The sequence below is a fragment of the Streptomyces sp. NPDC091412 genome (genome assembly GCF_044756885.1).
Classification (GTDB): Bacteria; Actinomycetota; Actinomycetes; order Streptomycetales; family Streptomycetaceae; genus Streptomyces.
Genome location: NZ_JBIVTV010000036.1, coordinates 1 through 21,025, shown reverse-complemented (window position 1 = coordinate 21,025; position 21,025 = coordinate 1). Strand labels below are relative to the sequence as shown.

General features: G+C 68.1%; 19 protein-coding genes and 1 pseudogene. 4 read left to right on the top strand and 16 right to left on the bottom strand.

What is annotated here, in order from left to right:
- Positions 1-125 precede the first annotated feature (125 nt).
- Positions 126-551 carry a DUF6262 family protein gene (locus ACIQMV_RS37890; protein ID WP_402597634.1) on the top strand — a complete coding sequence of 142 codons (426 nt, stop codon included), beginning with the start codon at positions 126-128 and terminating at the stop codon, positions 549-551.
- Here ACIQMV_RS37890 and ACIQMV_RS37885 read toward each other — a convergent pair.
- Positions 545-1,069, bottom strand: a complete 525-nt coding sequence (locus ACIQMV_RS37885) for an NUDIX domain-containing protein (RefSeq protein ID WP_402597633.1) — start codon at positions 1,067-1,069, stop codon at positions 545-547. The genes ACIQMV_RS37890 and ACIQMV_RS37885 overlap by 7 nt on opposite strands.
- 259 nt (positions 1,070-1,328) lie before the next feature.
- Entirely contained in the window at positions 1,329-1,526 is a 198-nt protein-coding gene (locus tag ACIQMV_RS37880; RefSeq protein WP_402597632.1) for a hypothetical protein, read from the bottom strand.
- 44 nt (positions 1,527-1,570) lie between these two features.
- Between ACIQMV_RS37880 and ACIQMV_RS37875 the strand changes: the two are divergent.
- Positions 1,571-1,714, top strand: a pseudogene (locus ACIQMV_RS37875) (hypothetical protein); the annotation flags it as partial.
- A 270-nt stretch (positions 1,715-1,984) separates the two neighbouring features.
- On the opposite strand, the gene ACIQMV_RS37870 reads toward ACIQMV_RS37875, so the two are convergent.
- The 5 genes from ACIQMV_RS37870 to ACIQMV_RS37850 form a co-directional block, all read right to left on the bottom strand.
- Positions 1,985-2,653: an HNH endonuclease family protein gene (locus ACIQMV_RS37870; protein ID WP_402597630.1), complete on the bottom strand. Its 669-nt coding sequence runs from the start codon at positions 2,651-2,653 to the stop codon at positions 1,985-1,987.
- Positions 2,654-2,960: 307 nt separating this feature from the next.
- Complete coding sequence (locus ACIQMV_RS37865; RefSeq protein WP_402597629.1) at positions 2,961-3,791, bottom strand: hypothetical protein; 831 nt, start codon at positions 3,789-3,791, stop codon at positions 2,961-2,963.
- 295 nt (positions 3,792-4,086) lie between these two features.
- Entirely contained in the window at positions 4,087-5,061 is a 975-nt protein-coding gene (locus tag ACIQMV_RS37860) for a hypothetical protein (protein WP_402597628.1), read from the bottom strand.
- A complete protein-coding gene (locus ACIQMV_RS37855) occupies positions 4,989-5,480 on the bottom strand; it encodes a hypothetical protein (RefSeq protein WP_402597627.1) in 492 nt (163 codons plus the stop codon). Before ACIQMV_RS37855 ends, ACIQMV_RS37860 begins: the two co-directional genes overlap by 73 nt.
- A 49-nt stretch (positions 5,481-5,529) precedes the next feature.
- Positions 5,530-6,756: an NACHT domain-containing protein gene (locus ACIQMV_RS37850; RefSeq protein ID WP_402597626.1), complete on the bottom strand. Its 1,227-nt coding sequence runs from the start codon at positions 6,754-6,756 to the stop codon at positions 5,530-5,532.
- Between the two features lie 375 nt (positions 6,757-7,131).
- On the opposite strand from ACIQMV_RS37850, the gene ACIQMV_RS37845 reads away from it, so the two are divergent.
- Complete coding sequence (locus tag ACIQMV_RS37845) at positions 7,132-8,166, top strand: hypothetical protein (RefSeq protein WP_402597625.1); 1,035 nt, start codon at positions 7,132-7,134, stop codon at positions 8,164-8,166.
- 392 nt (positions 8,167-8,558) lie between these two features.
- Here the strand turns inward: ACIQMV_RS37845 and ACIQMV_RS37840 are convergent, their stop codons facing one another.
- The 6 genes from ACIQMV_RS37840 to ACIQMV_RS37815 are packed head-to-tail and all read right to left on the bottom strand — an operon-like array spanning position 8,559 to position 15,332.
- Positions 8,559-8,789 (bottom strand): hypothetical protein, encoded by a 231-nt coding sequence (locus ACIQMV_RS37840; protein ID WP_388732828.1) that lies wholly within the window; start codon positions 8,787-8,789, stop codon positions 8,559-8,561.
- A gap of 1 nt (position 8,790) precedes the next feature.
- Positions 8,791-12,564 (bottom strand): phage minor head protein, encoded by a 3,774-nt coding sequence (locus ACIQMV_RS37835; protein WP_402597623.1) that lies wholly within the window; start codon positions 12,562-12,564, stop codon positions 8,791-8,793.
- Entirely contained in the window at positions 12,557-13,051 is a 495-nt protein-coding gene (locus ACIQMV_RS37830) for a hypothetical protein (RefSeq protein WP_402597622.1), read from the bottom strand. Before ACIQMV_RS37830 ends, ACIQMV_RS37835 begins: the two co-directional genes overlap by 8 nt.
- Positions 13,044-13,238: a hypothetical protein gene (locus tag ACIQMV_RS37825; RefSeq protein ID WP_402597621.1), complete on the bottom strand. Its 195-nt coding sequence runs from the start codon at positions 13,236-13,238 to the stop codon at positions 13,044-13,046. Before ACIQMV_RS37825 ends, ACIQMV_RS37830 begins: the two co-directional genes overlap by 8 nt.
- A gap of 22 nt (positions 13,239-13,260) precedes the next feature.
- Positions 13,261-14,988 carry a hypothetical protein gene (locus ACIQMV_RS37820; protein WP_402597619.1) on the bottom strand — a complete coding sequence of 576 codons (1,728 nt, stop codon included), beginning with the start codon at positions 14,986-14,988 and terminating at the stop codon, positions 13,261-13,263.
- Positions 14,988-15,332 carry a DUF1360 domain-containing protein gene (locus ACIQMV_RS37815; RefSeq protein WP_402597617.1) on the bottom strand — a complete coding sequence of 115 codons (345 nt, stop codon included), beginning with the start codon at positions 15,330-15,332 and terminating at the stop codon, positions 14,988-14,990. The genes ACIQMV_RS37820 and ACIQMV_RS37815 overlap by 1 nt, the downstream gene beginning before the upstream one ends.
- Positions 15,333-16,574: 1,242 nt before the next feature.
- Between ACIQMV_RS37815 and ACIQMV_RS37810 the strand changes: the two genes are divergently transcribed.
- Positions 16,575-17,738 (top strand): PIN domain-containing protein, encoded by a 1,164-nt coding sequence (locus tag ACIQMV_RS37810; RefSeq protein WP_402597616.1) that lies wholly within the window; start codon positions 16,575-16,577, stop codon positions 17,736-17,738.
- Positions 17,739-18,211: 473 nt separating this feature from the next.
- Here the strand turns inward: ACIQMV_RS37810 and ACIQMV_RS37805 are convergent, their stop codons facing one another.
- The 3 genes from ACIQMV_RS37805 to ACIQMV_RS37795 form a co-directional block, all read right to left on the bottom strand.
- Positions 18,212-18,895: a DUF3800 domain-containing protein gene (locus ACIQMV_RS37805; RefSeq protein ID WP_402597614.1), complete on the bottom strand. Its 684-nt coding sequence runs from the start codon at positions 18,893-18,895 to the stop codon at positions 18,212-18,214.
- Between the two features lie 115 nt (positions 18,896-19,010).
- Positions 19,011-20,030 carry a hypothetical protein gene (locus ACIQMV_RS37800; RefSeq protein WP_402597613.1) on the bottom strand — a complete coding sequence of 340 codons (1,020 nt, stop codon included), beginning with the start codon at positions 20,028-20,030 and terminating at the stop codon, positions 19,011-19,013.
- A 464-nt stretch (positions 20,031-20,494) separates the two neighbouring features.
- On the bottom strand, positions 20,495-20,848 hold the full coding sequence (locus ACIQMV_RS37795; protein WP_402597612.1) for a hypothetical protein: 354 nt from the start codon (positions 20,846-20,848) through the stop codon (positions 20,495-20,497).
- Between the last annotated feature and the right edge of the window lie 177 nt (positions 20,849-21,025).

Sequence of the window (21,025 nt, the reverse complement as noted above, 5' to 3'; positions counted from 1 at the left end):
ACGAAGCTGCTGGACACCATCCGTTCCAAGCCCGGCCGGGCGGTTCAGGGCGCCGACTGCGGCGCCGCCCCCACAGGCCCCGTCCCTCTCACCCTCGACCTCGACCGCCACCGAAGGACCCGGCCATGACCGACGCCTGCACCAAGCGCACCCAGACCCTCGCCGCCGCCGCGAAGGCAAAGTCCCAGACCAAGACCGAGGCAGCGGAGAAAGCGATCCGCACCCTGGTCAAACGCGGCGAGCCGATCACCTTCCAGGCCGTCCAGCGCGAGGCCGCCGTCTCTCACGCCTTCCTCTATAACCACCCCGACCTGCGAGGGCGCATCGAACGGCTACGGGCCCAGGCCCGGCCCGTTCCCACTCCGGCGCCTGCGGCCGACGAGCAGGGCACCCTCGTCCTCGCGCTGACCAGCCAGATCACCCGTCTGAAGAAGCGGCACCGAGAAGAAGTACAAGCTCTGCGGGACGCGCTCGAACAAGCCCACGGCGAGAATCTCGACCTCCGCCGCGAGCTCGCCCGCCGCGGAAGAGTCGCAGCAGTCCCTCAGTGACGGCCCACCCGATCGGCCAACCATGCGGCATGCTGACGGATTCGGGATAGATCGTCGGGAAAATAGCTCTCCCAGCCCTCGTCCAACCTCTTCCAAGCCACTGGCTGCCCGGCCTCCGGGACAAACGAGGCCGCTGCATCAACGACGGCGGCATACGACAGCCCGAGCGTGACCGGCCAGTCCGGGTGATAAGAGCGAACCGCAACTGCTGCCGGCGCGGTCAGCAGTTCCGCCCGAAGGCCCGTCTCCTCGACAAGCTCTCGGGTCGCACCCTCGCGCGGTGTCTCCCCGGCCTCGACCTTCCCGCCCGGAGGAACCCAACCCCGCCAACGGTGCTTCACCAACACCACTCGGGCAAGATCCTTGTCGAACACCCAGACCTCGGCCGCAAGAGGCTCCATGGGTCCCTGCCGGGCAGCAGCCAGCCACCGGCAGGCCCCGTCGAACTCGGCTATCGCCTGTTCAGCATCATTGACTGCCGCTTCGACAGCTCGCTCGTCGACCACCTTCTGAATCATCGGGCCAACATACGAGGCTGCACTGACATCGCAGCCACGTCACATCGATCTCATGAAGGTCCCAGCCAGCGGCAACATGGCGATTCCGACCTGTCGGCTGACGGCTCATCGGTCTGGCTCGCCGGCCCCAACTCCGCCGAGGGGAACAGCGAAGAACCGCCGTTCTGACAGCACCCGTCCAAGATCCACGAGGCCGTCAGCCTGTCGGATCCCAGCTGATGCCTGACGTTCTGGACCCAGGTGATGCTTGACGGTGGGCCTAGACAACATAGGGAGCCCCGTGGGGCTTGTTCGCTTTCACGTTACGGACCGGGACGTCGGTCGTGCGCCGGATCACCCGGACCTGGCCGTCCAGCTCGACGGTGATCGTGGAGTCCGACACGTGCACGGTCACGGTCTGCCCTGCGTACGGGCGGCCGAGGGAGACGACCTGGCGGCAGACCATGACTGTGCCCACCGCGCTGACCCTCAGCCGAGCACGACTGACTCACCACCGTCTGTCTCCCGCCGTATGCACCCGACCTGAACCCCGTCGAGGCCGTCTGGTCACTGGTACGCCGACGCCGCCAGCCAGGCCCAGCCGCCTCAGCCGCCCCTGGGTGGCTGACGGCGGCGCAGGACCACGCACCCTCGCCGCTTCTGTGAGCTCCTGACACGCCGTGGCACGGCTTCCTACCGTGGGCCCATGGCTGATCACACCGAGCGGCCGCGCATGGATTCCGGGCCGCCGCTCCTCACGGTCGAGTTGGTCACCGCCGAGGGAATAGAGGTCCTGGCATACCGGCCCCGGTCCCGACTTCCAGGTCCTCGACGTCTCGTTCGTCCCGGCCGAGTTGGTCGACGAGGAGAGCTGACAGCCCGGCGAGGCCGCGAGCGGCTGCGCCCGGCTCCTCGATGAGCCGGGCGCAGCTGGGGTCAGGGTGCGAGTTCGTACGTCACGGTCGAGTCGGGGCATTCCTTGGCGCGGAGGACGAGGGTGTCGTGTTCGGCCTGGTCAACCGTCAGGCTCCACCGGAGCTTTGTCGCGGTCCAGTCCTCCAGGTAGGTGCACAGGGCGCCGGGGGCGGGCGGGAGCCACTCGGCCGGGTCCCGCTTGCCCTTGCTGCGGTTGGTCTTCGCGGTCACGGCGACGAGGGAGCGGGGCGAAGCAAGGTCGTTGGCGTAGGCCTCGCGCCGGCCGGCGTCCCACTCGTACGCGCCGGAGGACCAGGCCTCTTCCAGGGGGACCATGTGGTCGACGTCGAGCTTCGCGGGGTCGTTGACGGTGACGTTGTCGTAGTAGGACAGCCACTCGCCGCCGGTCAGCTTGCAGCCCTCCCCCTTGGTGGGCGGCTTGACCGCCTCTTCGAGGAGGAGTTCGTCACGGGTGTTGCACCCGTCGTCCGGGATGAGGCCCGAGTTCCAGTGCTTGAAGGCGCGGCGGTTGTAGCCCCCTGTGTGCTCGGGGGCGACGGTGAGCCGGGCGATCGCCTCGGCGAGCGGGGTACCGCCCTTGCTGCCGCCGGGCGCGCCCTGGCTGACTGATGGCGGGGCGGACGCCGCCGGTTTGGCGTCGGCGTCAACGGCCGCGTGATCGATGCTCATGCATCCAGTGGCGGCGAGGAGAAGAGCAGCGAGAGCGGGCAGTACGGCGGCGCGGCGGTGCGTGTGCACGGGTCCCCCCGGTTGTGCGGGCTTGATCGCCCACCATCTTGTCCGGTTTCAAGGGCCGGTGATGATGCTTCAGCTCCTTCCGCGCTTGCCGCACCCGGCCCCTCCGCTGCCGCTGATGCTGCGCCCGTACTGCTGTACGCCGCGGCCGGCCCGGCCGATGGTCTGGCTCCGGCGGGCAGGGGACTACACGCTCGACATGCCGACGAGGTCCAGCTCCGCGACGTAACGAAAAACAGGCTCAGGATCCGCCCGTGATCGTGCTCACCACGTCCAGGGCGCGCCGGAAGTTACGCCCGAATGCGATGACGCAGGCCGCACCCACAGCGCTCCCATAGACATACGTCTCCGCACTCTCCGGGACAGCCCCCGTGGTTGCCAGACCAGCAATACCCCCACCAGCAAGCACAAATGCCGCGAGGTATCGCAACGCCTCCCAGTTACGTTGAGGCGGAACACTAGTGAGCTGCTGGTCATCCAAGAATTCACCAACACGCCCTTCGCAATACCGGTCGGAGATCGTCAAGAGCGCTTCCGCGATCTCGCGTAGAGCTTCGTTCGGAGCGAGGTCCAACTTGGTCTCAAGCTTCATAAGTGCTGCCGAGACGCGGCGTTCGTGGTGCTTCAGAGGCAGCGTGCGATGGGACCGCCGGGGGACGGTACCGCGGCTGTGATGTGCGCTGAGGATCCCACGCCGGACCGTCTTGAGGCGCTTCGACAGCTTCCTAAACCGTGCGGGGTTGTGCTGGCCACCTCGCCGGACCTCACTGCACGCATGGATCGCCTCGGCGCACTGCGAGACGAGAGCGTATCGGCGCGCCATGAGGAACCTTGCGAGCTTTGAGCCGGTTTCCCTGGGATTCAGAAGGTAATCGCCGAACATCTCGAACACCATGTACCCGACAGCGCATGCAACGACGATGATTTTCAGGGATACAAGCAATGAGGCGTTCACGTGGGATTCGAGCCATTTGTCAAGAGCGTCGGGCTGCTTACGCCTGAGAAAAATGGGCAGAAAAATGGCCGCCTGCAATGCCACCACGGGGAGAGCGACGAGTGATCCGAGGATCACACTTCGCTTCCACTGACGTAGGCGAAAGCGACGCCTCAGTGCAACCCTGACTCGGAGGGTCACCCGGTCCTCCACTCCGAGCGCGGCACAGTCCCGCTGGAACCGTTGAACCAGGTCGTCGAATGGGCGGTCGCTGATCACGACACTGTGGCCAGGGTGGTTCGTTGCGGGTAACGGCATTGTCCGCGCCTGGTCCGGTTGCGTGGCCATGAGCGCACATCCTGCCAGCAGTTCAGGCCTGAGTGGAGGATCCTCGTTGAACTGCCGTGACCGGATCAGCGTTTGCTGACGTTCGTCAACGACGCCCGCGCCCAGCCCCTCCGCCGTTGCCGATGCTGCGCCCGTACCGCGCGGCGCCGCGGCTGACCGGCCCGCCCACCTGCCCGCGCTGCGCAGGAGACTGAACGCTCGACGTACCGACGAGGTCCAGCTCCACGACGACATAGCGGCAGGTGTCGCATCCATGGTCGTCCACCTTCAGCGGCTCTTCGGGCTCCGCCTTGTTCGCCGCCGCGGTGCTGGTCGGCTTCGCCCACACATAGCCCGGGAACTCCTCGGCCGTACAGAGCGGTTTCTTCGCCTCGGCGAGGGCCGGGTCCCGCTCGATCAGTACGTCCCGCATGAGGAATAGGCGCGGCCGTCCGTCTCCGGCCGGGCGCAACCATGTCTTCACCGCCTGGAGCCCAATCTTTACGTCGTTGCGGGCCCGGGTCGTCGACAGCCCCAACTCGCGTTCCAGGACGGCGCGGTCGCCTGCGTCATGGTCACAGACGACGGCGATCGGCTTCGGCTCCGTCCACCGCCGCGCGCCGTCCTCGTCCTCCTCGGTCACGGCCGTCAGGATCGTCCGCGCGTGCTCATCGATCGTCCTATGCGTGTGGTACAGCTCCCTGTAGAGCCACAATCTCTGATCAGGGTCAATAGCCCACCATTGCACGCAGGTCGGGTTAGTGAAGCCGAAGTCCACCCCCCAGATACGGGGCCAGTCGGCCGGCACCTCGAAGCGGTCGACGAGGTGGACGGTGTCATCGAACTCCTCGAGGATCACGCCCTCAGCGGCTGTCCAACGGCCCTCTTTGAGGCGCTGCCTGCGGACGCCCGTCAGCGCGTCCAGCGCGGCCATGTAGGCGTGCCCCGCCTCGGTGTAGGAGCCGTCGCGGTGCACATAGGCCGGGTTGTCCTGGTGCGAGGACGTGATCATGCGCAGGCGACCCTCGTCCGCCCGCCGCTTGATCCAGTACTGAGGGTGCGACGGGTTGGTCGCGAGCATGTCTGGCGGTACGTGTCAGCCTGGCCCCTGAGACAGGAGATCAGCGTCTCCCACAGGTCGAGGGTGACCTCTACGCCCTCGTCGACGAAGATCCGGTCAAGCTCCGCACTGAGGAACTTCTCCGGGCGGTCTCCTCCAACGACCAGGATCGTGCTGCCGTTGGCGTACCGGAAGGCAGCCGGGTCCTTGCCCGAGCCACCGAACCACCGGACGGAGCCGTCGGCGAGGGCCGCAAGGGCGACCTGTTGCTGAAAGGTCACCAGGGTCGTCGCGGTCAGGCTCGTGTGCGTGGCGCGCAGCATGAGTGCCCGCAGGCCCGGGACTTTCATGGCGGTGAGGTGGAGCTTCCAGCAGGCGGCAAGCGTCTTGCCGCTCCCCGCCCGCCCTACGGCCGCAATCTCGGTGTCGCGGCAGACCATCAGCTCCCGGTGCCTGCCGCGAGGCTCGAACGGGACGACCGGCCGCTACTCACTGTCGGGCACGGGCGTACCTCCGTAGCCCGAGCAACTTGCGCAGCCAGTCCCGAATTACGCGGCGTTCCCGGTCCAACAGCTCGTCGACACCGTCGATCAGCAGCAGAGCCTTACCGCTGTCCAGCAGCCGCTCCACCCATCCCCTGGGCATGATGCCGGTAATGGGCCCAGCGACTCCGTCGAGCATCGCCTCTGGTTTGGGTGGCGTGCGCCCGCTGTACTCACGCAGCTTGATGAAGATAGGAGTGAGACCGTTCCAGTCTGCGAGATCGCCTGTGAACGCTCCGCGCGCCGCCGTGATGGCCAGCCACCGCAGGAAAGTCGTCTTGCCTGAACCGGCCTCCCCCCGTAACAGGACCCGGGACGCACCACCCAACGCTGCCTCAACCCGCATACCGGAGCCCTCGCCCCCGGCTTCTTCCCAGTGGCTCATGTCGGGCCTGAGCAGCGGCTCGAAGCGGCGGGCGCCGCGTGGCCGCTTCCCGTCGTCTCCCGTGGCTCGGAGGCTGACGAACGCGACGGACAGCCGGACGCGGGGTGGAGCTGCGTTCTCCGACTTACGGCGGAACAGCTCGACTTCGTCGAGATCTCTACTGACCAACTCCAGGTAGGTACGGCGGAAGACCGTATCCTGGTCTGTACCTTCTGGGGCAAACAGTGAACGGTCCGGAAGACGTTCCAGAATGCGCGCCACCTCACCGCCCAGCGCTGCCGTCCGCACCAGCAGCTCGCCAGCGGCCCGCTCCTCGAAGACCGGCAGACTGCGCACGATGCAGACGTAGTACTCGACGCACTCGGCAAAGAGCACCTCGTACAGACGGGTCTCCGCCTCGTTCAAGCCAACCGGCGCGCTTACGGAAGCGATGATGTGGCGAATGAGTGCAGCTGGCTGGGCGTTTGCGGCAAGGAGCGCCTCGTCCGAGAAGTCAGCCCGTACGAAGGGGTCGAATACGGCATCGATCACCGCCTGTCGACCGCCCTCGTCCCACCGCTGGAAGGCGTGTTTCAGGAACGGTTCCAGCCGGTCGAACACCGCGTTGGTGATCTGGTCGAATTGCTGCTTCACCTCACGCTGAAGTCGAACGCCGGGCACCCGCACGCGGACAAGTTCTTCCATCGGCGGCAGACGCTCCTGCTCCCGCTGTTTGCCACCCAGCCACAACTTCCCTGCCGCACTTGCCACGGTCATACCCAGGCGTAACGCCGCCGTCTCCGCGGACATTGAAACCCCTCCTCCAGGCCTCCACGGGACCTTGGAATTGTGACAGCGAACAGCGACAACAGGGGGCATCTGCAGGGGGCGAGGCCCCCCGGACAGAGCCGTTCCCCACGACGGAGGCGCTGGCGCCCGTGGACGGGCCGCGCCGCCGCCGCTGGTCGACCGCCCAGGTGACGGCGGCCAGGACGAGGAGGCCAGTCAGCATCACCGGCACTCGCATTTACAGGGGCAGTGAGATGTTCTCAGCGACCGTGTTGTCAGAGGTCACGCTTAGGGTTCCCACAAGATCACTGGCAGGTAGTGCCGGGGGTGCTTGGAGCGATCGTGGGGGTTGGAATGCCCTGGTGGAACAGGAAGCCCGAGGAACGGGCGCAGTGGGTGCTCGAGCCGTTGGTGGGTGTGGGGCCGTTGCGGTTCGGGATGAACCCCGACCAGGTGGCGTCGGCTCTGGACGGGGCGATCGCCTACGTCTCGCAGGGGCTGGGCAGCGGGGTTGGCTGGGGGTGTTACAGCGACTGGGGGGTGACCGCGGTCTACGGGGAGAATTTCGGTCTGGTCGCGGTAGCGATCGATGCGATGGATGGACCGTTGGTGCGACTGCAGGACGTTGAGCTGATCGCTCGGGTTCCGTCCGAAGTGCGCTCGGATATTCACGACCTCGCACGCCGGGAGGGTGCTTCCGTGCGGGTGAACTGGAGCGGTGATCCAGAGGTAGCGGCTTGGGGAGTTTCCATGGGCGCCGCGCAGGAGTTGGGGTTGTCGCCCGAAGGGTACGCGCAGCGGCAGGACACAATGATCACCCATGCGCTGCTTGTCGGACCCGAGCTGGCCGAGGATCCGTACGGTTCCAAGCCGGTCATCCAGTGGTGCGATGTCCGCGACCGAGAGCCGAACCCGGGGGCGTGGCCCGTGAAGGCCGAGCAGGACCGGACCCACTGGGACTGGACACCGTTGGAGAGCATCGGCCCGCTCCGGTTCGGCATGGACCCGCAACAGGTGGCGGCCGCGCTGAACGAGGTACCAGCCGCCCGTCAGGGCCGGTATCCCTTTGGAGAGCCCTGGGAAGGCCCCGGAGAGTGGATGTTGCACCATGACCGGTTCGATATCGCCGGCGTGACCGCGCATTACTCCTGCGGCCGCGGCTGGCCCCCTACTCTGGGCGCCGTCACCGTGCACGGACGCACCGGGCCGCAGGTCGATTTCGACGGCATCCGGCTGATCGGCATGTCGGTCTCAGCCGTTGACGCAGCCCTGATCCAGCACCTCGAAGATCGTGAGAGGGGCCTGGTCATCGGCTGCGGCGGCGATCTCGGGCCGGACGGTCTCAACATGTACGTACGGGCCACCAGAGCCGGGGACACCATGGTCAGCGAGGCCCGGTTCTGCCAAGCGGATTGGGAGGACCACGGCTGACCCGTAAGACGGTTCGATCGCTTCGATGCAGACTGCCGGGGCTCGCATCATGCGGGACATCGAGCGGAAGCTGGCCAAGCGAAACATCGGCCACCTCCCGCCACAGCTTCCACGCGACCGGACTCGTCAGGTTCTGCTCTACAACCAGGACCAGCCCAACCTCGGTGCCATCGTGCACATGGTTAGGGGGCTCTCCGCTGAGCAGGGCGCGGGCGACGTAAGCACCAGTGCATAGGTTCGCGCCTTGACCATGCTCTTGAATCACTACGCGGAAGCCTCTCGCAGCGCCTCGAAGGCGACCAAGCCGTAAGGGACTCTCGATAGCGGGGTCCTCGTCTGCATAGTGCAGCAGGGGCCCCGCACGATGTTCAGTCGACTCGCGGCCAGAGCCCTTACTTGGCCACAGGGGCGGACTTCTTAGTCGACTCGTGCACGGTCCGGCTGGTGGACTGCTCACGGACGATGCTGTCCGGGTAGCGGTTGCTGATCGCCTTCGCGGTCTCGGCCGACGTGTGCTTGAAGACGATCTTGCCGTTCAGGACGACCTCGAACGTCTCCGGCTTCGGCAGGGGGGCCTCACCGTTGACTCGGTTGGGGCGGTTCTTGTTGCACGCGCAGCCCATGTCAGCTGTTTCCCTTCGGTGCGGCACTGGCGGTGATGGCTTCGGGGGTGGCGGCCAGGGAGGCGGCCAAGGCCTCGATCTCGGCCCGTCGTACGGCCTCCCGTGCGGCCATGGCGTCGAGGAGCCGGTCCACGAACGAGTCGGTCAGCAGAGCAGCGGCGAGCTCGTCGACGCCGCCACCGCCGTCCTGTCCGGACACCGTGTCCGGACGCTGTCCCGGCAGGTCAGCCGCCTGGACAGCGCATGGCCCGGACAGCGTCCGGACGGTGTCCTGATCTTGTCCGGACAGGCTGTCCGGCGCGGCGAGGAGGCCGGCCGCCGAGGCGGCGAGGGCGAGTTCAGCGCGCTCGGCGACCGCGTGGACGGCGGCGACGAGCGGCGACGAGTGGCCCGGCACCGGCACCGTCAGGACGGCCCGCAGCTGCCATGTGCCGCCGCGGCCCTGCTTGAGGTGGTAACTCGGCTGGCACGCCTGGAACACCGCACGGTCCCATTCCGACAGCCACGGCGCAGCTGCACCGGAGAACCACAAGCCGCCCTTGGACAGGCCGACCGTGACGATCGCGCCGACCGTCCTCGTGTCGTCGAACTGGCAGGCGTCGGTCTCGCACTCGGCGCCGTCGCGGTGGTGGCCCACGTTCATCGTCATCGCGCCGACCCGGGTGATCGTGCCGTCGTCGAGGTTGAACCGGGCGCGCAGGAAGTGCGTGGTGTCCAGGCCCTGCCGGGCGAGCTTGTCGATGGTCAGCTGCTTGCCCGGGTAGCCGGCGTGCGGCTCCCCGGACCGGGCGACCCAGCCGTACACGCGGCCGTCCTTGTAGTGGACTCCGCCCGAACCCGGCGGCAGTTCCTCGGCGGTCGGCTCGCGGAACCAGTCGGCGGGCATGGGCGGCATCTGCTGCATCGCCGTCCACGCCGACGCCTCGATCTCCAGGGGCAGGCCGAGCGAGGCGGTCTCCTCGTCGGCCCAGGGCGGTGTGATCGAGTCGTCCCCGTAGGCCTTCGCCAGCCGGGCGTACAGGTCCTCGACGCGGGAGCGCAGCTTGTCCTGTTCGCCGTCGGGGACATCGACGCCGCCCATGCCGCCCTGCAGGACGGACGCGATCGTGTAGACGGCGTTCGCGACGATCTCCAGCCGCTCGCTGCCGTCGCGGGTGAACACGTCAGCAAACGGCAGTTTGTACGCGCTGGCGGTGGCCGGGTCGGCGTCCTCGTCGCGGTACAGGAACCCGGACCCGAGCTTGTCCGGGTCGACGTTGCCCTCGTCGTCGGTGGCCCACTCCAGCACGCGGGAGCGGGCCTTGTCGCCGTCCCACGAGGCCTCGCGGTCGTCGTGCACCGGCAGGTCCAAGTTCCCCGACATGGCGGCGGTCACCTCGCCTTCGGGCAGGGTGGATGGGCCGACGTACAGGCCGGGGGCGAGACGGACGATGCTGCCGCCCTTCGCCGCCTTGCCCAGGTGCCGGCGCGCAGCCTGGATGCCGATGCCGAGGGCGGTGGCGACGTCGCGGGCGCCGACCGCGACCGGCGAGGTGACCACATAGCTCACGACCTGCTCGTAGACGTCGCCCGACGCGGTGACGGCGGGGGCGCTCGAGGAAGCTGTCTCCTCCAGCGGATCCAGCACGATCCGGGCCCGGTTGTAGGCGGGCATCGCCACGAGGGTCGCGCCACGCACCCGGGCGCGGGTGATCCGGACGAGGAAGTCTCCCGCGCGTTCGGCGTGGACGACGAGGCCCGATTCGGAGTCGTCCGGGTCGCCGGCCGCCGCGGTGAGGACACCGGAGCGGGCGAACGCCGTGCGGATCGTGGCGGCGTCCACGCTGCCACCGGGGCCGGTGATGAGCTGGAGGTCGAACCGGTTGCGGGCCATATGCCCTCCGGCGGACGCGGTCCACTCGGCGCGGGAGGCACCGGACAACATCACCGAGCCGTCGTCCATGCGCAGCACGCTCGCCTGCGCCAGGTGCGCCGACGCGAACAGCCAGTCGGCGTCTTCCGGATCCATCGTCTTGTCGACGAACTCGATATCCACGTCGTCCAGGTCGACGGAGACGCCGAGCGGCGCTTCCTGCTCCAGCAGCATGACGGCGTCCATACCGGCGTACCGGTTGAGGTAGAGGACACCGGCCGCGGTGATGCGGTTGCCGTCCCGCATCACGGTGTTGATGGCCCCGCACAGCTCGGCCCCATCGTGGCCCATGCCCATCTCGTCGGCGTACTGCAACGGCAGCGGGTCGCGGTCCCAGTACAGCGACCCCGCGGCGAAGACTCTGCCGTCGCCGGTCTCTTCGTTCTCGAAGGCGATCGCGGTGTCGCCGGGCGTCGACCACGCGCGGGTGGTGATCGGCTCGGCCACGACCGTGGCGGCCTGGGCGGCTTCTGGCATGGCTTCTTCCTCCTGCTGGCTGCCGAGGGGGATGTCCGTGTACTCGCCGGCGAAGGCGACGCGTACGCGGTCGTACGTGACGGGGCCGAGGCGTTCGGTCATGGGCTCCAGCGGCCACGTGTCGGCGTCGTACGCGGCTGTCGTATGGGCGACCCACGGGGAATGCTGGTGCGGCGTCTCGGGCCGGTCGTGCGTGCTTTCCAGGGCGTCGACGGCGAGGACGTCGCGTGCCTCCTGCAGGCTGGCCGCCTCGTCGCCGGGCTCGCGGTCGTCGCTGACTGCCCACACCCATGCGGGGTCTTCCGAGCTGGGGTTCCAGTGGTTGACGCCGAAGGCGTGGGCGCGGACCGGGCCGGGCAGGGTGGCGGCGCGGGCGCGCACCAGGCCGGTCAGCTCGTTGCGCTGGTCGTCGGTCCAGTCGGCCCCCTTGCCGAGGAACCACAGCGTGCAGTGCAGTTCCTCGGCCGACTCGCCGCCATCGAGGGCGAGGCGGGCCGCGTCGCCCTCGGTGGGGACGAGCGCGATCATCGCTCCGGTGTGCTCGCCAGCGGCCGTCAGCCTTGGATCCGAAAACGCCGCCGGTGACGCATCCTGAGATCCGAAGGCGGAAGCCTGCGTCTCGGGGTGGACTGCAAGCCTGCAACGGCATCTGACGATTTGTGAGGCCGGGGCGGCCGGGTCGTGCGGGGCGTCCATGTGCACGCCTCCGACCGTGAACGGCTCATCGATGAGGCGGAGCTGCCCGTTGGCGGCCTTGTGGCCGCGCCGCACGCGGGAGTCGCCTCGGCTGATCCACTGCTTGACGAGCGGCTTGTCCGGTCCGGCCGCGTCCCGTGCCGCGCCCAGCGTGGCCGTGTTCCAGGCGCGCCCGGCCTCGGTGCTGGCGATGCGTTCCTCGCGGTCGTCGCCGAGCTGCGCCCCCTCGCGGGCGAACGCGGCGCGGAGCCGGGCCCGCAGCCGGTCGATGTCCTCTCCTGCGTCGATGCCCGCTGCCAGCTCCTGGCGGGCGACCTCGGCGAGCCTGTCACCGACGGCGCGCAGCGTGTGCTCGGTGGTCGTGACGTAGCTGGACATGGCCGGGGGCAGGGGGCGGCCGTCGTCGTACCGGCCCGGCAGGTCCTCCCAGTCCGGCGGCAGTTCACCGTCGACGTCGTCGGCGGCCTCGTTCGCGGCCTGCTCCGAGATGCCGAGGAGGCGGCGCACGATGCGCGGCATCCGGTCGGCGAACATGCGGGCGATCTGCGACACCGAGAACCGTGCGGCGACCAGTTCGGTGGCGTCCTCGACGTGGCGGGCGAACTCGTCCGCCACCTCGTCCAGGACGGCGCTGACTTCTTCGGCGACGGTCTCCTCCGCCTGGTCGAGCAGGGCATGCAGGTCAGCCACGTCCGGGCTCCTTGGCTTCGTCGAGCGCGGTGATGGTCGGGCAGGGGTACGGCACGAAGTCCTCGCGGGTGCGATTGCAGTGGGCGCAGCCGCCGAAGTCGTCGACGTGCAGGGCACGTACCCGCTCGTCGGCGGCGATCAGGCCCACGTGCTCCCAGCGCGGGTGCGGCAGGGCGTCGCAGTGCAGGCAGACCGCCCAGCCACCGGCCGGCCTGGGGCCGTCGTCGTCACGGACCTGTGCGGTGACGACCATGAGGGCTTCACGGCCGCACTCGGGGCACGGCCGCTCGTGGGCCACGGTGACACCTGTCTCCGGGGCGGGGGTGACGGTGTGCTTCGCCACCTCGTAGCGGTCGTTCTCGTGGTGGCGCCAGGCGACCATTTCCTCGACCGGGTAGTGGTCGGTGCAGTGGGAGCACCAGCCGTGCACGCGGTGGGAGGCCACCGAGTGCCCGAGCGGCGCCTGGTACCGGGGGTCGTCAGCCACGGGTCACCTCACGGTCATCGGGTTCGCTGCAGACCGAGCACCACGCCCAGTCGCCGGCCGGGCAGACACCTTCAGCGGTGAGGACCACGACGTGGCCGACGAGCCGCGTGTAGGCCTTGCAGACCTTGCACCAGTCCTCGCGCGGTGTGCCCGGGGCGACGGTGACGGTGAGGGCCGGTTGCGGCATGGGGTCTCTCCTCGCAGCCCGCTCACGCGGCCAGCCCCAGACAGGACGTGACGACCCCGGGCACGACGTCGTAGGAGTGCTCGATGCCGGCGACGATCAGCTCCCGGGCGTAGGAGTCGAGGGAGGCGGTCAGACAGTCGGGGTTGAGGCCGTACCGTCGGGCGATCTCGGGGACGCGCCCCCACGCTCCTTCGAGGAGGTGGTACTGCTCGACCTGGTCGGGGTCGACCCGCCACACGGTGTGGAGCGCGGCCGACTGCATCGCGCGGGCCTTGGCGCGTTCGGGCCGGGGGCAGACGGGGGTCCGCAGCAGCTTGTCGCCCGCCGACGACAGGGCGGCCCAGATCAGGCCGTCGGTGGCGGCGAGGAGGCCTTCGTGGCCGCGGGCGATGGCGGAGGCCGGGAGGGTGCTCGGCTCCTTCGTGGACTCGTCAACGGGCAGGCTCGGGCGGGGCGGCGGCGGCTGCTCGTTGTCTGTCTGCTCTTCGCGGGCGGCGTCTTCCTCGGCGTCGGGCGCATCGGACTCGTTGAAGCCCGTCTCCCGGCGCAGCGCGGCGGATGAGATGACGCCTCGGTCGTACGCCTGCAGGGCGGTCTCGGACCGGTTGGTGCGCACCCGGAGGGGGGCGGTGTCGTACCAGACGAGCCAGCGGTGCCAGTCGTATACGTTCTCCGCTTGCAGGAGCGGGCGGAGCCACTGCTGGGTGAGCGCGTAGGCGACCGTGGCCAGCTTGGGTTCGATGCCCATGCGGATGGCCTCCGAGGTGAGCATCCACGCACCCCAGTGGTTCGTGTCCCCGAGGCCCAGCATCAGTTCAGCCGGGATCTCCAGGCCGGTCGCGAACCGCTTGATCGCTTCCTCGCGCAGCTTCAGCGCCAGCTCGTCGAAGTTGCTCTCGAACGTGAGCAGCTTGAAGTCGGCGATGGACTCGGCGGGGACCTCCAGCACGATCGGCACGGTCGCCGCGGCGCTCTCGGGTTCGCGGATCGCGGTCTCCGCGACCTGCATGAGGATCTCGATCAGGTCGTCCTCGGCGTCGCCCTGCGTGGGCAGCGTCGGGAACCTCGTGCCCTTGGGGACGAGGAGGATGCCGCGTCCGGTGAGCCGGCTCCGGGCGATCGCCTTCACGGCACTGTTGAGGAGGAGCAACTCCTCCAGCAGGTCGATACTCGAGCGCACCGGCGAGTCCGCCTCGATGGCGCGCTCCGGGTCGGGCTCCCACACGCGGAGCGCTACGGGCGCGTCGGGGTCGAGGCGGTCCTCGTCGCCGGCGGGGATCGCGACGTCGTTGCCGTCGATCTCGGCGGTGAGCTTGCCGGACTGCTGGCGGACCTCGCGGGTGGACAGGACGCGCCAGTCGTGGCCGTCCTCCGGGGCGTCGGGGCTGAGGACTTCCGAGTTGGGGCGGATGACGATCCAGCCCTCGCCGGACACCGTCAAATGCTTGCCGAACGCGCCGAGCAGCTTGGTCTGTCCGTCCGGGCCGCCGGCGATCTGCTGGACGATCTGCGAGGCGCGGTGGTCGTCGGGGGCTTTCTCGATCGTGCCGTCGTCGGCGCGGCGCCCGGCGAACAGGGTTGCGCCGGACATGGCGTTGCCGATGTAGGACGCGGCGAACCGGACCTCGGGGACCAGGCGGTACAGCTGCCAGGCGCGGTTCTGCCAGCCGGTGTCGGTGTTGCCTTTCGAGGCGACGCGGAGCTTGCGCTCGGCGTACCGGCTGGCGGCGGCGGTGAGTTCGCCGCGCATCAGCGGTTCACCAGGTCGCCGAGCGTGTCGTCGACGCGGTTGAGGAGCACGGCGGCACCGGCGACGGCGAACCACTCCAGGCCGTGGACGACGAGCCGGGCGCTGTCCCACTGGCCGGAGGCGAGGAGCCAGGTCGCGAGGATGGCGCCGCTGATCCACCAGCCCATGCAGTACACGCAGGTGATGAGCGAGATCGCTGCGGTGCGGACCCGGCTGGTCGGCTTCCGGCTGTGCCAGTCGAAGACGGTGACGCGCGCCGGTTCCAGGATGGAGTCATGGACTGCCAGCTGGGTTGCCCGGTACCCGGCGGCCGCGAGGATGAGAAGCTCCGGAAGGCTGATCATGCCCGGTCCCTTGCTGAAGATCTTGCGGATGCGGCGGCACACTATAGGTCTAAAGCCGCAAATCATGCTCCGAGATTGATCTTCCACCGAAGCACTTTGATCACCATCCGGGTTCACGCACCCCTTCCGTTATGCCGGTTCTGCTGCATTCCGAGGCGCTCGCTGAGGGACGAGCGGCCCCAGTGCAAAGGGGCGGAAAGGACGTCGGCGGCTACGCCGCTACAGCGTCCGGACGGCAGGTGTCGCGCAACCTCAGCCGCCGACGTCCCGATACGCGTCACTGAGGCGACCCACACCCACCAGCGGCACAGGGATCTGGTTCAGGGCCCCTCTCCACCGTTTCGGGACTTGACAGCCCAGCGGCGGATCCCACGCGTTGCAGCTACGACCTGCGCAGATCATCACGTGAGCGGCACACCGTGCAGCGGGTGCCCTGCTATACCTCATTCACTGGTGGAGCGCTGCCAATTTCCCATAACTGGACCAAACTCGGCGGGGTAACCCCTAGGCGGCGTGTAACCCTACGTTCCTCACCGGAAACAAGTTGCCCGGCCGTCGGGATCTTGGCGGACTACGACGGCCGGGCACCTGGAACGAAGGACACGCAGATGCCCCTCGAAGCCATTGTGGCCCTATCGCTGGCCGCTGTCGCGGCGTATGTGGCCTACCGCAGCAAGAAGGCAGCCACCGCCCTGCTGGTCGGTGTCGGAGTGCTCACCGCGTTCTACCTGCTACTGAACCCCCCAGCCCCGGCGCCCGCCACCCCAGCGAGCCCGCAGCCCGAGGCCAGCAGCCCGCCGCCGGGGCCGACACAGCCCCCGACCCCAACGATGGGCACTGACTGACCAGCCGGGTCAGAACAGGGCCATCGTCTCGACGTCGCCAGCGTCTTCCGCCTCGGCGGGCAGGACCTCCAGCTGCTCGCCGGGGACCGGCAGATCCACGATGGCCGGCGAGCCGGGGCACGACACCAGGGAATCGCCGTACCAGGCACGCCTGTCGGGCGGGTCGTGCCGCCACAGGCGACCCTTACCGGGGCCTCCGGCGACCATTCCAACGGGACGGGCCGGCGACAGGTGCCGCACTCAACTCGGGGCATCTTCACGCAAACCAGTGTGAAGGAGTCTGGCGAGGGCTCGGCTACGGCCAGTCGGCCAGCTCCCTCCGACCAAAGCGGGTGCACGCGCGCGCACTGCCTGGAACCCTGAGAGATCACCTCAACACGGCAACGGGAGCCGAGCTTTGATCATCCTGGACACGAGCATTCTTCGATCATTCAGCCCGGAGAGCAGCAGTGCTGACCTTCTACGGACCATCAAGGCCGTTGGCCGCGAGGGCGTTGCAGCACCGTGGATGGTGATCGAGGAGTTGGCCGCTCAGCAGGCCATCAAGTACGAGGAGATTCACCAGCGGGCGGCGCAGGCTGTTGAGGCACTCCGTCAAGGCACCCCGTGGGGCCTGGATGTGCAGCTCTGCAACCGTGACACGGAACGGATCCGGGACCACTGGCGCCAAACCTGGGGCCAGCTCCTCGGTGTGATCCCCACGAGTGATGATGCTTTGCGGCAGGCCCTCTTCCGGGAAGCGAACCTCCTGCCGCCGTGCAAGGACGTGAAAGGCCACAAGACCGGATCCCGCGACGCCGCGATCTGGCTGTCCGCGGTGGAGTACGCGCAGAAACACCCCGACGAGACGGTCTACTTCGTCAGCGCGAACACGAAGGACTTCGGTGACGGAACCCCGTACCCGTACCCGATGAACAAGGACGTCGCCGGCATGGCCGACCGGTTCGTGCAGCTGACCAGCATGGACGATTTGGCGAGCCACTTCACCGAGCCGGCAGAGGTGGACGGGGCCCTCGTCATCGAGATCTTGAAGTCCGAGACGGTCTTGCGGGGCATCAAGCAGATCGCTGACGCGCACTTCCCGTTCCCCGGCCCCCTTGAATGCACCGCGCCGATGCCGGACGGCACCTCTGTCGTCGTTGAGGCATCGACGTGGCTCACCGACGAAGCACATTTCGGCTCGGTCAGCGAGATCGTCGCATACCGAATCGGAGATCACGTGTGGTGCACTGCATCCGTCGAGTGGCACATCGTCGGGACCTGCGACACGCTGATGGGCACACTTGAGGGCGCCGTCGACTGGCCGACAGCGGTGCTGTTCAGCTTGAGTCGCGAGAATCCGAGACTGGCCGTCCTGCGCGAGGCCCCGCCCCGGCCGGTGGATGAAGCCGCCCTTGCAGCCCTCAACTTGGAACTCCCCAACGCGACGATGGTTGAGCTGGCGACGGCAGCAGCCAGAGCTGCGGCGCAGGCTGGACGTCTGCCGCGTGCATACAGTGGAGCGCTGGTCCGGCGAGCGCTCCGGCAGCAAATGCGGTTGGGTGACACCTCGCCCGGATGACCTGGTTCCCGCTTCGCAATCCACGCAGACCTTCGCAGGCTTCCGCAGCTCACTTGCCGATCCTCCGCCCGTACACGGATGCTGCGCCCCTGGACTGCCCGAAGGCGCTGCCAGGCCGCGGCTGCGGAGCCTCCGGCAGCGGCGCGTGGGCGATGGCGCCCTGGTTGACCTCCGGGAACAGGCCGTACGCCAGGATGCACGAGGCGTCGATCCGACCGAGACTGCCCGGGTCGGTGGACTGCCAGATTGCGAGGCTGCGGCCCGGGGAACTTGATCAGGCAATCGAAGGATGACAGCTGAGGTCACTCTCCGTGATACTCGCACGTCGCAGGTCTCGGTTTGTCAACGGCTTGACGGCGATGTCCACATTTTCTAGAGGCTAGCCTATAGTCGAAGTACGCGACCCCGATCGGCGAAAGAGCCCCTGGGCTCGGCCATGAGCCTAGCTGATCGGGGGTTCGTGGTCTCTGGGACTAGAAGTACGTGGTCCTGCCGGCGGCCCAGAGATCGAACTCTGTATGGATCTTGTCGGCGATCTTCTTGTAGCTCGCGTCGTCCCCGCGCTCCCACTTCCGGAAGACTGCCCAGAGGCAGTAGTCGACGGCCATGAGCGCGAAGTCACTCTCGTCACGCCAGAAGGCCAGGGTACGTTTCACTCGGAAGTGCAGGCACTGGTGCATCACGTCTTCGATCGCAGCCCGGAACGCCTTCCGCACCTTCTTGGTACCGAGCTCGGCGGCGACGATCAGGACCTCGTCGTCCTCCTGGAAGATCTGGGGAGCGATGTACCTGAGGTGGTAGAACCATGCGTACTTGAAGAACGTGGGCTCGTCACGCCTGACTTGAGTCTGCGCCTTGTTCTTCTGCAGCAGCGTTACGTCGACTCGAAAGTCAAAGCTGCTCAGGAGGTCAAACACTCGCTCCCGCACGAAGTAGCTGTCCTCCGTTGCATGAAAACACGAGTCCAGGCCGTGGTTTGACCAGGCGAGTACGTCGCGAAGCGCGGCCATCTCGGACCGAAGGCGGGCCAGTTCGCCCTCCTCGATGAGAAGCGTACCGACGGCGAAGTACTTGCTTACGTCCTTGCTCGCACGGCACTGAAGGTCTCCGCTCTCGTCGGAGAAGAGGTAGTGTCGCTCACCCAACTCGGGCCTCACCAGTCAGATCCAGCAATTCCCCCGATGATACGCCCGGCATGTGGTAGCCCGCCCCAGAGAACACAACTGCCGCCTGCGCACCGGAATTAGAAGATCGTCCTGGCCCCTGGATCCGTCACTTTCCGATCCTCCGCCCGTACACGGACGCTGCGCCCCTGGACTGCCCGAAGCCGCCGGGCTGCGGCTGCGGAGCCTTCGGCAACGGCGGGTGGGCGATGGCGCCCTGGTTGGCCTCCGGGATCAGGCCGTACACGAGGATGCACGAGGCGTCGATACGGCCCGGCGAGTCCGGGTCGGTCGGCATCCACGTCGCCCACTCGTTCTCCAGGTCGGTGAACGCACCGCGCAGCCGGACCCGGTCCTGCACCATCTGCTGGGCGATCGGCTCCGCGCGCAACAGCTTGCCCTGCTTGGCCTGCACGGGCTGGATGAGCGGCATCAGATGGCTCTCGGGGATGCGGCCCTCGCTTTGCAGCGTCTCCCACGACGTGCGGATCGCAAGGGTGCACATGTCGCGGCCGTAGTTCCACTCGACGTAGATGACGGCCGCGTTCGTCTCGTACGCCAGCAGGGATGCCGCGGTGGACCATTCCGCCGACGACATGGCGGCCGACACGTCGTGCGTGATCCACACGCGCTTGTCGTCGCCGAGGAACCCGGCGATCACGCCGGCGACGTCGCGGCCACCACCGGACGGGTCGACGGCCACGGCCTTCTTCTGCGGCTCGACCTTCGTCGTGCCGTCGCGGATCATGCGCAGCAGATCCCGGGACACGAGAGCGCCCTCCGCCGGCTGCGGGTCGCCCTGCGCCATGGCGTGCCAGTCACGGACGCTGAACGTCGACTTGACGTCCGCCCACCAGGCGAGCAGCGCCCGCCGATTCCTCGTCGGGATCTTCGGGTGCGGCAGCGGCTCACCGTCGGCGCGGCCGAGCGGGTCCGGGCCGAACTTGGACGGGTTGGCGATCGCGGGCAGGTGGACGACCTTCCACCGGCCGCCCTCCTCCAGGCGGCCCTCCTCCTCCAGGCGGCGCCCGGAGAAGTCATCCGGGTGCCAGCGGGTCTGGATCGCCACCACGGCGTTCCGGTCCGGCTGCAACCGCTTCAGCGCGGCCGACGACCACCAGTCATGCACTGCTCCCGCAACCGGCGCCCACAACCTGCACGACGGAGGTCTCGCCGTTCCGTGCGCCCCGCAACAGGTCAGGCATTCCCGCTCGCCTGGGAAACAGGCTTGAGCCCAGACCGAGGAAGCTGGCCGCCAGGACAATCACCGCCACACCTCGGAAGATCCGTCCACTCAGTGCCGTGAGCCGGCCGCCGGCCGCCGAAGAGCACTGTGCGAGGTTTCGCCACGCCACGCGGCACAGGCATCATTCGCTCACCGCCACGGTTCAGCAGTACACCTGCCGAAGCGTGGCCATCTGAGCTTGACGAAGACGAACGTCCGGTTCATCACGGCCCAGGAGACAATCTGGAGGGCCCCACCGCCATTATTGAGCGCTGCAGCTTCGCGCAAAGTAGGTTGACGGCGAACGGCCTTGTGCCCGGCGCGGCCATTCCCCGGGATGGGGAGGCCCGCGCCGGGCGCGTCGGATGCTACGGGGTGGCTTCGGAGTTCGTGCGAGTGATCCGCGCACCAGGAATGTCCAGGGCCTGGACAATCCGCTCGGCGGCCTCCGGGGAGAAGAGCCCCTTGGTCACGCTGAGGACGAACCCGGCCACGGGATGGTCCACCTGCAGCAGCAGGATGAACGCCTCCCCCTCCGCCGGGGAGAAGGCGAAGCAGAACCACTTCGCGAAGTCGTCGTGGGCGATCTCTGTCGCGCCCCAACGCTCCTCGAGTGCCGCACGCTCGACGTCGACCTGGACGAGCCATCTGATGTCACGCGGGCCGACATCCTTTTCGCGGATCCGCTTCAGACCTGCTGGCTCCAGCTTCCGCAGATCCATACCTACCTCACCTCCGTGATGATGATCGGGATGGCGGCCCATTCGTCGCCGCCCAGCGACCACGGCCACCGCCACACCAATGACTAGCTACTTGCCCCTGAAAAAGTGTTTGGGCTGGTGAGGGGCCGGTGCTGTGGGACGGCGTTGTGCCGTTGGCCTGTCGGCGACATGTCCCTC

Bases quoted from the DNA above. Each gene is read 5' to 3' on its own strand.
- ACIQMV_RS37890 (WP_402597634.1), top strand. From the start codon at position 126: ATGACCGACGCCTGCACCAAGCGCACCCAGACCCTCGCCGCCGCCGCG.
- ACIQMV_RS37885 (WP_402597633.1), bottom strand. From the start codon at position 1,069: ATGATTCAGAAGGTGGTCGACGAGCGAGCTGTCGAAGCGGCAGTCAAT.
- ACIQMV_RS37870 (WP_402597630.1), bottom strand. From the start codon at position 2,653: ATGAGCATCGATCACGCGGCCGTTGACGCCGACGCCAAACCGGCGGCG.
- ACIQMV_RS37860 (WP_402597628.1), bottom strand. From the start codon at position 5,061: ATGCTCGCGACCAACCCGTCGCACCCTCAGTACTGGATCAAGCGGCGG.
- ACIQMV_RS37855 (WP_402597627.1), bottom strand. From the start codon at position 5,480: ATGGTCTGCCGCGACACCGAGATTGCGGCCGTAGGGCGGGCGGGGAGC.
- ACIQMV_RS37850 (WP_402597626.1), bottom strand. From the start codon at position 6,756: ATGTCCGCGGAGACGGCGGCGTTACGCCTGGGTATGACCGTGGCAAGT.
- ACIQMV_RS37840 (WP_388732828.1), bottom strand. From the start codon at position 8,789: ATGGGCTGCGCGTGCAACAAGAACCGCCCCAACCGAGTCAACGGTGAG.
- ACIQMV_RS37825 (WP_402597621.1), bottom strand. From the start codon at position 13,238: ATGCCGCAACCGGCCCTCACCGTCACCGTCGCCCCGGGCACACCGCGC.
- ACIQMV_RS37820 (WP_402597619.1), bottom strand. From the start codon at position 14,988: ATGCGCGGCGAACTCACCGCCGCCGCCAGCCGGTACGCCGAGCGCAAG.
- ACIQMV_RS37815 (WP_402597617.1), bottom strand. From the start codon at position 15,332: ATGATCAGCCTTCCGGAGCTTCTCATCCTCGCGGCCGCCGGGTACCGG.
- ACIQMV_RS37795 (WP_402597612.1), bottom strand. From the start codon at position 20,848: ATGGATCTGCGGAAGCTGGAGCCAGCAGGTCTGAAGCGGATCCGCGAA.